The sequence below is a fragment of the Actinocrinis sp. genome (assembly GCF_035605935.1).
Lineage (GTDB): Bacteria > Actinomycetota > Actinomycetes > Streptomycetales > Catenulisporaceae > Actinocrinis.
In genome coordinates this window covers 60,633-73,170 of sequence record NZ_DATNGK010000257.1, presented here as the reverse complement: position 1 = coordinate 73,170, position 12,538 = coordinate 60,633, and the positions used below count along the sequence as shown (strand labels likewise).

At 69.4% G+C, this 12,538-nt stretch carries 11 protein-coding genes; 10 read left to right on the top strand and 1 reads right to left on the bottom strand.

Annotation, left to right across the window (positions count from 1 at the left end; genetic code table 11):
* A partial coding sequence (locus tag VN779_RS26550) for an NAD-dependent epimerase/dehydratase family protein (RefSeq protein WP_349260868.1) occupies nucleotides 1-150 on the bottom strand: 150 nt, incomplete at its 3' end.
* 138 nt (nucleotides 151-288) lie between these two features.
* Here VN779_RS26550 and VN779_RS20550 point away from each other — a divergent pair.
* The 10 genes from VN779_RS20550 (at nucleotide 289) to VN779_RS20505 (ending at nucleotide 12,484) form a co-directional block, all read left to right on the top strand.
* Nucleotides 289-1,275 (top strand): glycosyltransferase, encoded by a 987-nt coding sequence (locus VN779_RS20550; protein ID WP_325725810.1) that lies wholly within the window; start codon nucleotides 289-291, stop codon nucleotides 1,273-1,275.
* 5 nt (nucleotides 1,276-1,280) lie between these two features.
* Nucleotides 1,281-2,186: a glycosyltransferase gene (locus VN779_RS20545; protein WP_325725808.1), complete on the top strand. Its 906-nt coding sequence runs from the start codon at nucleotides 1,281-1,283 to the stop codon at nucleotides 2,184-2,186.
* Nucleotides 2,173-3,114 carry a glycosyltransferase gene (locus tag VN779_RS20540; RefSeq protein ID WP_325725806.1) on the top strand — a complete coding sequence of 314 codons (942 nt, stop codon included), beginning with the start codon at nucleotides 2,173-2,175 and terminating at the stop codon, nucleotides 3,112-3,114. Before VN779_RS20545 ends, VN779_RS20540 begins: the two co-directional genes overlap by 14 nt.
* Nucleotides 3,115-3,289: 175 nt before the next feature.
* Nucleotides 3,290-4,495: a nucleotide sugar dehydrogenase gene (locus VN779_RS20535; RefSeq protein ID WP_325725804.1), complete on the top strand. Its 1,206-nt coding sequence runs from the start codon at nucleotides 3,290-3,292 to the stop codon at nucleotides 4,493-4,495.
* 68 nt (nucleotides 4,496-4,563) lie between these two features.
* Nucleotides 4,564-5,349, top strand: a complete 786-nt coding sequence (locus VN779_RS20530) for a glycosyltransferase family 2 protein (protein ID WP_325725802.1) — start codon at nucleotides 4,564-4,566, stop codon at nucleotides 5,347-5,349.
* Nucleotides 5,350-5,354: 5 nt separating this feature from the next.
* Nucleotides 5,355-6,380: an NAD-dependent epimerase/dehydratase family protein gene (locus tag VN779_RS20525; protein ID WP_325725800.1), complete on the top strand. Its 1,026-nt coding sequence runs from the start codon at nucleotides 5,355-5,357 to the stop codon at nucleotides 6,378-6,380.
* 62 nt (nucleotides 6,381-6,442) lie between these two features.
* On the top strand, nucleotides 6,443-8,095 hold the full coding sequence (locus VN779_RS20520; protein ID WP_325725798.1) for a hypothetical protein: 1,653 nt from the start codon (nucleotides 6,443-6,445) through the stop codon (nucleotides 8,093-8,095).
* 125 nt (nucleotides 8,096-8,220) lie between these two features.
* A complete protein-coding gene (rfbA, locus tag VN779_RS20515) occupies nucleotides 8,221-9,108 on the top strand; it encodes a glucose-1-phosphate thymidylyltransferase RfbA (RefSeq protein ID WP_325725796.1) in 888 nt (295 codons plus the stop codon).
* Nucleotides 9,105-9,371, top strand: coding sequence for a hypothetical protein (locus tag VN779_RS20510; protein ID WP_325725794.1), 267 nt, complete (start codon nucleotides 9,105-9,107; stop codon nucleotides 9,369-9,371). The genes rfbA and VN779_RS20510 overlap by 4 nt, the downstream gene beginning before the upstream one ends.
* Before the next feature lie 107 nt (nucleotides 9,372-9,478).
* Nucleotides 9,479-12,484: an ATP-binding protein gene (locus VN779_RS20505; RefSeq protein WP_325725792.1), complete on the top strand. Its 3,006-nt coding sequence runs from the start codon at nucleotides 9,479-9,481 to the stop codon at nucleotides 12,482-12,484.
* The last annotated feature ends 54 nt before the right edge of the window (nucleotides 12,485-12,538 follow it).

Here is a 12,538-nt window from a genome sequence, read left to right as displayed (position 1 = left end):
CGGGGCGAGGTTCGCCAGGTTGCCGGAATAGGTCAGCTTGTCGTACACGGTCACCGTGTGCTCGCCGCTGCCGTCGAGTTGCCCGCCGAGCAGCCCGCGCACATACTCCGAGCCGATGAAACCGGCTCCGCCGGTAACCAGGATTTTCATGGCTGGCATCCTATCCCCTGCCCGCGTTGTGTCCCCGAGTTCCACAATCGGGCGGTGACCTGCGACGATTAGCGCCGCGTCAACGGAGACGATACGCTCGGCCGACGCGAGAAGCGTCGCGAACAAGGAGTGCTGCTGGTGTCCGCCCCGCAAGAGCCGACCGCCGAGAGCCCGACCGAACCGGCTGCCGAATCCCAGAGTCGCAGCGCCCAGCTCCCGGCCGTTACGGCGATCCTGACCGCCTATCACCCGGACGAACGACTGGCCGCGGTCGTCGAATCCGCGCTCGCGGACTGCGCCCGCGTCATCATCGCGGACAACACTCCCGCCGGATCTCCCAGCCTCGCCTCGAAGCTGGACGATCCGCGCATCGAGGTCATCGCGATCGGCAGCAACCTCGGGCTCGGCGGCGCGCTGAACTTGGCCGTCAAGCAGCTTCCGCAGGATGCGCAGGCGGTCCTGCTGCTTGACCAGGACTCGGTGCTGCCGGAAGGGCTCATCCCGGGCCTGGCCGCGCACCTGCGCGACGAACCTACGATCGGTGTCGCGGCCCCGACGCCCTGGGACGCCAAGCACGAGAAGTTCTACAACGTCGGCGCGGGCCTGCACGACTCGACCGTGGACCGCGAGGCCGTCATCACCTCGGGGATGCTGGTACGTCGCGAGCTGATCGACCGCATCCCGTTCCGCGAGGACCTGTTCAACGACTTCGTGGATATCGCCTTCTGCGTCGACGTGCGCCGCACCGGCGCGCGCATCGTGCAGGACTACCGGATCAAGCTGCCGCACTCGATGGGGGACCGGCGCGAGCACAAGGTCGGCCCGTTGACCGTCCGCGTCATCCACTATCCGGCCTGGCGGCATTACTGGATCGCCCGCAACGGCATGCGGTTCGCGATGGACAACGTGCGCAAGCATCCGCTCGGCTTCCTGCCGATGGCCGTGTTCCTCGGCCGCAAGTTCGTCTCCACCACGCTGTTCGAGCCCGACCGCCGCCACCACCTGCCCGCCCTCACGCGCGGCGTGCGCGACGGTGTGATGAACCGAGCGGCCGCCCGCTATCTGCCCGAGGGCGCCAATCCGCCCGGACTGCGCATTAAGAACCGATCAGACATCAAGGGCTGAATACTGTGTCGCTGCGCATCGCGGCCGTCGCTACCGCATACCATCCGGACGACCGGCTCACTGCGGTCGTCGAGTCGGCGCTGGAGTCCTGCTCGACCGTCATCGTGGTGGACAACACGCCGGGCACCGAGCCGACCGTCGCCGACAAGCTGGCCGGGCTCGGCACCGGCGACGGCAGCGGCGGCGTCAAGGTACTGCGGCCCGGCGCGAATCTCGGCCTGGCCGCGGCGCTCAACCTCGGCCTCGCCGAGCTGCCCGAGGACGCCGAGGCGGTCCTGCTGCTCGATCAGGACTCTGCATTGCCAGGCGACGTGGTGACCGCGCTCGCCGCCTACCTCGACGACCCGACGATCGGCATCGCCGCGCCGACTCCCTGGGATGCGGCGCACGACTCCTCCTACGACAACCTCGCCGCGCTGCGCTCCGAGGTGGCCGACCGCACCGATGTGATCACCTCCGGGATGCTGATCCGCCGCAGCGCGCTGGAGCGGGTCGGGCGGTTCCGCGAGGACTTCTTCGTCGACTTCGTGGACATCGACTTCTGCCTGCGGCTGCGCCGGGCCGGCCTGCGCATCGTGCAGGACCAGCGGCTCAAGCTGCCGCACTCGCTTGGCGACCGGCGCCCGCACCGGCTCGGCCCGCTGCGGGTGCAGGTCGTGCACTATCCCGCCTGGCGCCTTTACTGGATCGCCCGCGGCGCCGCCACCCTGCTGCGCGAGAACCTGCGCCGCGACCCGCTCTGGTCGGCAAAGGCAGTGCTCTTCCTCGCCTCCTGGACCTGGCGCACCGCGGCCTTCGAGGACAGCAGCAACCACTCGGCCGCGCTCCTGCGCGGCATGCGCGACGGCCTGCTCGGCCGGGTCAGCCTTCGTTATTTGCCAGAGGGAGCCAGCTATCGTGCCGCACGGTGACTTTGAAGGCGCCACATCGCAAGCCGCCGCACCGATCGGCCCGATCGCCGCGATCGTCACCGCGTACCATCCGGACGAACGCCTCGCGCAGGTCGTCGAGTCCGCGCTGGCGAGCTGCGCCCTGGTGATCGTGGCGGACAACACCCCGGCCGACAGCGCCTCGAGCGCAGAGAAGCTGGACCACCCAAAGGTCAGGGTCCTGCGTTCCGGGCAGAACCTCGGCCTGGCCGCCGCGCTCAACCTCGGGCTGCGTGAGGTGCCCGCCGAAGCCGGCGCGGTGCTCTTCCTCGACCAGGACTCGCTGCTGCCGCCCGATCTGGTGCCGGGCCTCGCCAAGCACCTGGAGGACCCGACCATCGGTGTCGTCGGCCCCGCGCCGATCGACGCGGAGAAGGGCGGGCAGTACGAGACCCTGTCCGTGCTGCACGGCGACGTCTCGGACCGCTACAGCGTGATCACCTCCGGAATGCTGGTGCGCCGATCGTGCTTCCAGGCGGTTTCCGCGTTCCGCGAGGACTTCTTCGTCGACTGCGTGGACATCGACTTCTGCCTACGGCTGCGCCGCGCCGGGGTGCGCATCGTGCGGGACAAGAACCTCGCCCTGCCGCACTCGATCGGCGACGGCCGCGACCACCGGCTGCTCTTCGTCCCGGTACGCGTGCTGCACTACGCGGCCTGGCGGCACTACTGGGTCGCCCGCAACGGCATGGTCCTCACCCGCGAGCACGGCAGCGCGCTGCCCGGCTTCGCGCTCATCAACGCGCTCTTCATGGCCCGCTGGCTGGCCGCGACCGCGGTGTTCGAACCCGAACGCCGCACCCACGTACGCGCCATCCTGCGCGGCCTGCGCGACGGCCTCACTGGCCGAACCGATCTGGCGTACCTCCCGCGCGGCGCCGAGTACCACGGTGTGCACGCCCCGATGTAACCGATTAGGGTTGCGCTGCGTCCAAGGGATGCAGGCTTTCTTCAGGTCCGGCGCACGCTGCCTGTAAGGTTTGCTCTCGCGCAGGTCAAGAGCGCTCACTCGGCTTGTGGACACGGCAGGCGGACCCCGCAGCGGGCCCTCGCCGTCATAATCTGTTCTGGAAATGAGGGCATCGATGACAGACGCGGTCGGGTTCCCGCGGGATGTTGTGGTGGTCGGCGGATGCGGCCACGTCGGACTGCCGCTCGCGATCGCTTTCGCGGACCGCGGCGCCAACGTCGGCATCTACGACACCAGCGAAGCGGCGGTGGAACTGGTCAACGGCGCGCAGCTGCCGTTCGACGAACCCGGCGCCGATCCGGTGCTCAAGCGGGTCGTGGCAGAGGGGCGGCTTAAGGCCTCGACCGACCCGGCGATCGTCGGCACCGCGGCCAACGTGGTCGTGGTCATCGGTACCCCCGTGGACGAGCACCTGAACCCGGATCAGACCGCGATCCCACGCGCCCTCGGGGTCTGCTCGGAGCATTTCCGCGACGGTCAGCTGCTGGTGCTGCGCAGCACCGTCTACCCCGGAGTCACCGCGCTGGTCGAGAAGATGGTCGACCGCCTCGGTGTGGACATGCCGGTGGCGTTCTGCCCGGAGCGCATCGCCGAGGGCAAGGCCATGACCGAGCTGTTCAGCCTCCCGCAGATCGTCTCCAGCCGCACCGAGCACGGCCTCAAGCGCGCCCGCGAGCTGTTCGGGCTGCTGACCGAGACCGTGGTCGAGCTCTCGCCGGAGGAGGCGGAGCTGGCCAAGCTGTTCACCAACGTCTGGCGCTACATCAAGTTCGCCACGGCCAACCAGTTCTACATGATGGCCAACGACCAGGGCCTCGACTTCGACCGCATCCGCAAGGGCCTGGCCTTCGACTATCCGCGGGCCGCGGACATGCCGGGCGCGGGCTTCGCCGCCGGGCCGTGCCTGTTCAAGGACACGATGCAGCTGGCGGCCTTCAACAACAACAACTTCGCCCTCGGCCACACCGCGATGACGATCAACGAGGGCATGCCGCTGTACCTGGTGCACAAGCTGGAGGAGCAGCACCAGCTGGCCGACCTGACCGTGGGCATCCTCGGCATGGGCTTCAAGGCAGAGTCGGATGACATCCGCTCCAGCCTTTCCTACAAGCTGCGCCGCATCCTCAAGTTCAAGGCGGGCGACGTGCTGTGCACCGACCCGTACGTCAAGGTCGACCCGACGCTGCTCCCGCTCGAAGAGGTGGTTGAGCGCGCCGACCTGCTGATCATCGCCACCCCGCACCCCGAGTACCGGAATCTGGTGACCGAAAAGCCGGTCGCCGACATCTGGAACGTGCTGGGACAGGGCGTGCGCGTGTGAGCCTGGATTCACCAGCCTCCGCGGCGCAGCGCACGCGGAGCCGTTCCGCCGCAGCGCAGAGGACCGAGATGCAGTCAGCCGAGACGGCGCCCGGACCGCGCGTCTCGATCGTGATCCCCGCGTACAACGAGGGCGTGCACATAGTGCCCGTCCTCGACCGGCTGTTCGAGGCGGTCTCGCTGCCGTGCGAGGTGATCGTCGTCGTCGACTTCCCTGAGGACGAGACGGTGCCGGTGGTGGAGGAGTACTCCCGCGAGGAGCCGCGCATCCGCCTGGCGATCAACACCTACGGGCGCGGACCCGCCAACGCGATCCGCTTCGGCATCGACAGCGCGTCTGCGCCGGTGGCCGTGGTGACGATGGCAGACGGCTGCGACGACGCCAGGCAGATCGACGATCTGACCCGCCTGGTGGAGCGCGGCGTCGCGGTGGCCGCGGCCTCCCGGTACATGGCCGGCGGCCAACAGGTCGGCGGACCCGCCCTCAAGGGCATGATCTCCAAGCTGGCCGGCCGCTCGCTGCGCATCTTCGCGCGCATCGGCACCCGCGACGCCACGAACTCGTACAAGGCCTACTCGACCGAGTTCGTGCGCCAGGTGGGCATCGAGAGCCGGGCCGGTTTCGAGATCGGCATCGAGCTGACCGCGAAGGCCCGCAGGATGCGCCTTCCGGTGGCCGAGATCCCGACGATCTGGCTGGACCGGCAGGCCGGGGTGTCCAACTTCAAGGTCGCCCAGTGGATCCCGAAATACCTCAAGTGGTACCGCTTCGCCTTCGGGCCGCGGATGACCGCAGCGCAGTTCCAGGCCCGGCAATCCGCCCGCAGCCAAGCCAAGAAGACCGAGGAAGACTAAGACTCATGGAAAAGGTACTGATCAGCGGCTCGGCCGGGTTCATCGGCGGTTATGTCGTCGAGGAGCTGCTGAGGCGCGGATACGCCGTGGTCGGTGTGGACAACTTCTCCAAGTACGGCAAGGTCAAGAAGTCCTACGACGAGCACCCGAACTACCAGCTGGTGGAGGGCGACTGCCAGGACGTGGCGCTGATGACCTCGCTGCTCGAGGACTGCGACCACTTCATCGCCGGGGCCGCGATGATCGGCGGCATCTCGTACTTCCACACCTACGCCTACGACCTGCTCGCCACCAACGAGCGGATCATCGCAGCCTCCTGCGACGCGGCGATCGCGGCGCACAAGGCCGGCCGGCTGAAGAAGGTCACCTACCTCTCCTCCTCCATGGTGTTCGAGTCCACCGACACCTGGCCGTCCTACGAGGGCCAGGAGCGCGAGGTGCCGCCGCCGCTGTCCTCCTACGGCTTCCAGAAGCTGGCCGTCGAGTACTTCGCCCGCGCCGCGTGGGACCAGTACAAGCTGCCTTACACGATCGTGCGGCCGTTCAACTGCGTCGGCATCGGTGAGTCGCGCGCCCTCGGCGACGAGGAGATCCTTTCCGGCAACGTGAAGCTCGCGATGAGCCACGTGGTCCCGGACCTGGTGCAGAAGGTGCTCAAGGGCCAGGACCCGCTGCACATCCTGGGCAGCGGCGACCAGATCCGGCACTACACCTACGGCGGCGACCTGGCCGCCGGCATCGTCACCGCGATGGAGCACCCTGACGCGGTGAACGAGGACTTCAACCTGTCCACCGCCGAGGGCACCACGGTGCTCGACCTGGCCGCCGCGATCTGGCGCAAGATCAAGGGCGCGGACTCGGAGCTGAAGGTGATCAGCGACGATCCGTTCGAGTACGACGTGCAGCGCCGGGTTCCGGCCACCGAGAAGGCCAAGAAGATCCTCGGCTTCGAGGCGACCACCTCTCTCGACACCATGCTGGACGAGGTCATCCCGTGGATCGCCAACGCGGTCGAGGCCGGCACCATCTAATGCCCGAGCTCCAAGTTCCTCGGCCTGCCGAGGCACTTCACGGAGCTGATGAGCAGACGCCGGTGACGGGGGAGGAACCCGCCGCCGGCGTCTCCTTGTCAGCCGCGGAAAGCCGGCTCGCGATCGCGCGGCGCTGGGCCAGGTCGCACGCGATCGCGCTGACCGGCCTGCCGCTGGCCGCGATCGTCTTGTTCGAGCTCTACCTTCACCAGGCCAGGACGGCGCCGCTCAACGGCGACGGCGCGGGCAACGCGCTGCAAGCGTGGGACATGCTGCACGGCAATCTGCTGCTGAGCCACTGGACCGTGTCCGACGTCAGCTTCTATTTCACCGAGCTGCCCGAGTACATGCTGGTGGAGGCGGTGCACGGCCTGAACGGTGACGTCACGCACGTGGCCGCTGCCCTCACCTACACCCTCGCTGTATTGCTCGCCTGCTGGCTGGCGCGCGGCCGGGCCCGCGGCAAAGAGGCGCTTGCCAGGGTGCTGATTGTCCTGGTGATCATGCTGTCGGCTCCGGGGCTCGGCGTCGGCACGGTCATCGAGCTGGATTCGCCGGACCACTTCGGCACCGCGGTTCCGGTGCTGGTGTTCTTCCTGGCCCTGGAGCGGCTGCCGCAGCGCGGATTCACCCCGGCGCTGCTGTTCCTGGTACTGCTGTGGGCCGAGGCCAGCGACACCACCGCGGTGTTCCTGGCCGGCGCCGCGCTGACCGTGGTCACTGCAGCGCGGCTGTGGCGCGGCGAGGGCGATCGCCGGTACCAGGCCTGGCTGCTCGCCGCCGCGGTGTTGTCGATCGGCATCGCCCAGGAAGCGCCACGGGTGATCAACCGGCTCGGCGGCTTCGCGATGCACTCGCCGGACATGACCTTCAACACCGCGGCCCAGATGCCGGACGCGATCTGGAAGTCGGCCGGCTCGTTCCTCGAACTGTTCGGGGCCGACTTCTTCGGGCTTCCGCTCGCCACCCCGGCCACCGGCGGCGGCCAGACGGTGCGGGTGAGCACGGTGATCGTGCTGCTGCACTTGATCGGCGCCGGTCTGGCAGTCGTCGCGCTGGTACGCACGCTGCGCCGGTGGCGCGGTGCGGCGGCCGAGGGTGACGCGGACGGGGACCGCATCGCCAAGCTGATCACGGTCGGCGTGCTGTTCAACGTTGCGGCCCTCGTGCTCAGTTCGCAGTACCAGGGCGGACCCCGGGAGATCGCCGGAGTGCTGCCGCTCGCCGCGGTGGTCGCCGCGCGGGTGCTCGGGCCGGGGCTGACGCAGCGCAAGCACATCGCGGTGCTCGGCGCGGCCGCGGCGATGTTCGCCGCAGTGCTCGTAGATCACGCCGGCGCGGCGAGTCAGCCTCCTTATGCGCACAAGGTCGAGACGTGGCTCCAGCAGAACGGCTACAAATACGGCATCGGCGGCTATTGGACCTCGCACAGCATCACAGTCGCCTCCGGCGGCGCGGTCCAGGTCAACCCGGTCAACACTGGCCCTAAAGGCATTTCGGTGTACGACTGGGAGTCGAAGTCGACCTGGTACGACCCGCAGGCGCACTACGCGGACTTCCTCGTCGTCGATGTCGCGAATCCGCTCGCCATCAAGTACGCCTCGCCGGATCAGGCGGTCAAGCAGTTCGGGCCGCCGGTCCGCACCGTCGGCATCGGCGGCTGGGAGATCATGATCTGGAACAAGAACCTGCTCACCGAGCTGGCCAGAGGCTGAGTCGAGGCGGCCCGGACTGCGGCGGTGGACGTCGCTAGGGCGTCGCAGGGTCCGCGTCCAACCGCCTAGGCGCTTCGGGTACGGTGGGTCTGCGCTCAGCAACCCGACCGATTGGCTGTCCACATATGCGCGGAATCATCCTGGCAGGCGGCACCGGCTCGCGGCTGTGGCCGATCACGAAGGCCATCTCCAAGCAGCTCATGCCGGTCTTCGACAAGCCGATGATCTACTACCCGCTCTCCACGCTGGTGATGTCGGGGATCGACGAGATCCTGATCATCACCACGCCGGAGGACCAGGCGGCGTTCCAGCGGCTGCTCGGCGACGGCTCGCAGTTCGGTCTGCGTCTCGAGTACGCGGTGCAGGAGCGGCCGGAAGGCCTCGCGCAGGCGTTCATCCTCGGCGAGCAGTTCATCGGCGACGAGTCGGTCGCGCTGGTGCTCGGTGACAACATCTTCCACGGCGTCGGGCTCGGGCGGCAGCTGCGCAACAACACCGACGTGAAGGGCGGGCTGGTCTTCGCCTACCCGGTCGCCGACCCGAGCGCGTACGGCGTCGTCGAGTTCGACGAGAGCGGCCGCGCGGTCTCGATCGAGGAGAAGCCGGTCAAGCCGAAGTCCCGGTACGCGGTCCCCGGCCTCTACTTCTACGACAACCGCGTGGTCGAGATCGCCAAGGCGCTCAAGCCGAGCGCGCGCGGCGAGCTGGAGATCACCGGGGTGAACGCGGCCTACCTGGACGCGGGGGAGCTGACCGTATCGGTGCTCGACCGCGGCACCGCGTGGCTGGACACCGGCACGTTCACCTCGATGGTTCAGGCCGCCGAGTACGTGCGGGTGATCGAAGAGCGTCAGGGCTTGAAGATAGGGTGTGTGGAGGAGACCGCTTGGCGCGCCGGTTTCCTCGACTCCGCGCGGCTGCGCGAGCTGGCCGAGCCGCTGCTCAAGAGCGGATACGGCGCTTATCTGCTCAACCTGCTGGATAATGAAGGCAGTCCGGGAGGCTTGTCATGAGCATCGAGTTCGCCGCCGCCAGCGCGGTACATCCGCTGTCCGCCGCCACCGTCAGCGACAACACCCCGTGGGTGGGGCCCGGCATGCTGGGCTTCATCATCGTGGTGATCATCGGCGTGGCCACCTGGTTCCTCGGCCGATCGATGGCCAGGCAGCTGCGCAAGCTGGACGCCGGGCGGGCCGAGCAGCAGGAGTCCGATGCGCAGGACGGGCGCGAGGCGCCGGCACCGCCGCAGGATGCGAAGCTGAACGGCGCGCACTAGCTGTAGCGCCCGCCAGGCCGGGTGAATCCGGCCGTTCGCCGATCGCGCTGTTCGCCCTCGGCGTAATAGGCGCGCCGCGCAACGTACTGATCGGTGAGAATGGGCGCGTGGACCAGCAGAACCGAGTGCCCGGCCTCTGGGTGTCCGTGCTGCGCGGCGTCGAGGCGCGGCGCGACGGCACCCTGCTTGAGGTTCCCGGGCGCCGGTTACGGTCCCTGCTCGCGCTGCTCGCACTGAGCCCCGGCGTACCGCGCCGCGCCGAATACCTCGCCGATCAGCTCTGGGACGGGGAACCGCCGAGCGCCAACGCCCTGCAGGCGCTCATCTCGCGGCTGCGCCGGGTGCTCGGCGCCGACGCGGTGATATCCCGGCCCAACGGCTACCTGCTGGCGCTCCCGCCGGAGCAGGTGGACCTCTCCCGCTTCGATCGGCTCATCGCCGAGGGCAGCGCGACCGCCGCACGCGAGGCGCTGAGCCTGGCCGGCCCCGAGCCACTGGCCGAGTTCGCCGACGTGCCCGATCTGGCCGACGAGGCGCGCCGGATCGAGGCCGAGTGCTGGAGGGTGCGCGCCCTCGCCGAATCCGCTCCCGATTCCGCGTCGAAGAGCGCGCCGAGCGCATCCGTGGCCGAATCAGCGCTGGCTTCTGCCGCCGCCACTACCGGCGCCGCCGCGACCGCCACGGTCCCCGCCTCGCATCGGTTCGCGCCCGGCGGCGTCCGGCTCATCGGCCGCGATCGCCTCATCGCCGAGATCTCCGCGCGACTGGACACGACCCGGTTACTCACCTTGGTCGGAGCCGGGGGAGCGGGTAAGACTTCACTCGCTAAAGCCGTCGCGTACGCGCGTGACGGCGCGGTCGTCGCGGAACTCGCCCCGGTCGGGGCGGAAGCCGTCGCGGCCGAGGTACTCACGGCCGTCGGCGGCCGCGACATGGTGGTCACCGAGCGGGCCCGCCGCGTCGTCGATCACGGCGACTACCGCACCCGGATCGCGGCCACCCTCGCCGATCGCAGGATGCTGCTGGTCCTGGACAACTGCGAGCACGTGGTCGACGCCGCCGCCGACCTGGCCGCGCTCATCCTGGACCGCTGCCCGCAGGTCACCATCCTGACCACCAGCCGCGAGCCGCTGGCGGTGCCCGGCGAGGTGCGCTTGCCGATCGACCCGCTGCCGGTGCCGCCGATCGAGGCCGAACAATCCAGGCTCGGCGAATACGCCGCGATGCAGCTGCTGCTCGAACGCGGCCGCGCGGTGCGCCCGGACCTGGCCACCGACGGTCCGGACGGCGCGGCGCTGGCGGAGATCTGCCGCCGGCTCGACGGCAGCCCGCTCGCACTGGAGCTGGCCGCGGCCCGTTTCAATCTGCTGACCCCGCGTCAGGTCGCCGACCGGCTCGACAACCGGTTCCGGCTGCTGACCAACGGTGCCCGCACCGCGCTGCCGCGCCAGCAGACGCTGCGCGCGGTGGTGGACTGGAGCTGGGATCTGCTCGACGCCGCCGAGCGCGAGGTGCTGGCGGCCTGCTCGGTGTTCGTCGGCGGGGCGACGTTGGAGGACCTGGACGCGGTCGTCGGCGTCGAGGTGCTTGACGTGCTCGGTCGCCTGGTCGCGAAGTCGCTGGTGGTGGCCGACCGCCTCGACGGCGGCACGATGCGCTATCGGCTGCTGGAGACGATCCGCGAATACGCACGCGATCGGCTCGTCGAGTCCGGCTGCGAACAGAGCGCCCGCGATCGGCATGCCGCCCACTACGCGGATCTGATCGCCGCCGCCGAGCCCAATCTGCGCGGACCCGACCAACTGCGCTGGATCGCCCGGCTCGACGCCGAGGACGACAACCTGCGCGCGGCGCTGAGCTGGACGCTGGAACGTCAGGACGCTGAAACCGCGCTGCGCATGTGTACCAACTTGAGCTGGTACTGGATGCTGCGTGGTCGCCGCGACACCCAGCAGCTTTACATCGCGGTCGCGGAACTGGCCGAGAGCGCCTTGGACACCTCCTCCACGAATTTCGCCGTGATCGTGGCGCTGCGCGCTATCACCGGCCTCGACACCGGAATCGAGGTCGAGGAGACCAAGGCGCTGCTGGAGCGTTCGCGCGCCATCTTCCAGCAGATCGGCGAGTATCACACGGTCGGTTGCCTGGTCGAGCTGCTGCTCTCGATGTTCCAGTCGGAACGGATCGTCGAGACGCTCGACGAGGTGCAGTCGGCCGCCGAGGCCGCGGGCAAGACGTGGGACGTCGGCCTGATCCTCATGTTCCGCTCGCGCATGCTCGCCGACGCCGACACCGCGGCGGCGGAGGAGTGCACCCGCCGGGCCCTCGACCTGTTCCGGGACGCCGGCGACCGCTGGGGCGTCGCAGAGTGCGGACAAGCGCTCGGCTATGTGCAGAGCATGCGCGGCGAACACCGCGCGGCGCTGGTGACTTACGCCGAAGCGGTGGAAGTGGCGGAGGAACTCGGCGCGACCGGCGACCTCGGGATGCTCGGCCTGCAAATGGCCTGGGAGCACGAGTTCCTCGGCGAGCCCGAGCAGGCGGATCGGATCATCGAGCAGACCGAGCAACGACTGATCGATCGCGCCGCGTCCGTGGAGATCCGCACCTACTTGATGCTCAGCCGGGCCGAATTCGCCCGCCGCCGCGGCGAGTTCGACGCGGCGGCGGCGCATCTGGCGGCGGGGCGCTCGACCGCCGAACGCGGCTACCTCGGCCCGTTCCGGGCCCAGTACGAGATCAGCTCCGGCCTGTTGGCGGCGGATCGCGGCCAGGCGCGCGAGGCCGCCAAGCATCTGCGGGCCGGCCTGATCGCGGCGACGAAACTCTTCTACGACCGGCCCGACGTGGCCGCTTGCGTCGAGGGCCTGGCGTCCGCGGCGCAGGCCGCGCAGCAGCCACGCCTTTCCGCCGTGCTGCTCGGTGCGGCGACCGCGATCAGGCCCGCGGTGCCGCCCCCGGCCCGGCACATCGATGTCGCGCGGGCCGCGCAGACGGCGCGTGGCGCGCTCGGCTCCGAAGAGTACGAGCGCGCCTTCGCCGAGGGCCGGGCTCTTTCCCCCGAAGCGGCCCTCGAACTGGCCCGCGAGCAAGCCGAGGTGCTGGCCGCCTGACCCCGCATCAGGCACCCGCCCAGCACCGGGCTCAGCGCGCACTGGCCATGCCCC

What these genes read in the sequence shown, in the direction of transcription:
- VN779_RS20535 (WP_325725804.1), top strand. Translation starts at nt 3,290, where the DNA reads ATGACAGACGCGGTCGGGTTCCCGCGGGATGTTGTGGTGGTCGGCGGA.
- VN779_RS20530 (WP_325725802.1), top strand. Translation starts at nt 4,564, where the DNA reads ATGCAGTCAGCCGAGACGGCGCCCGGACCGCGCGTCTCGATCGTGATC.
- VN779_RS20525 (WP_325725800.1), top strand. Translation starts at nt 5,355, where the DNA reads ATGGAAAAGGTACTGATCAGCGGCTCGGCCGGGTTCATCGGCGGTTAT.
- rfbA (WP_325725796.1), top strand. Translation starts at nt 8,221, where the DNA reads ATGCGCGGAATCATCCTGGCAGGCGGCACCGGCTCGCGGCTGTGGCCG.
- VN779_RS20510 (WP_325725794.1), top strand. Translation starts at nt 9,105, where the DNA reads ATGAGCATCGAGTTCGCCGCCGCCAGCGCGGTACATCCGCTGTCCGCC.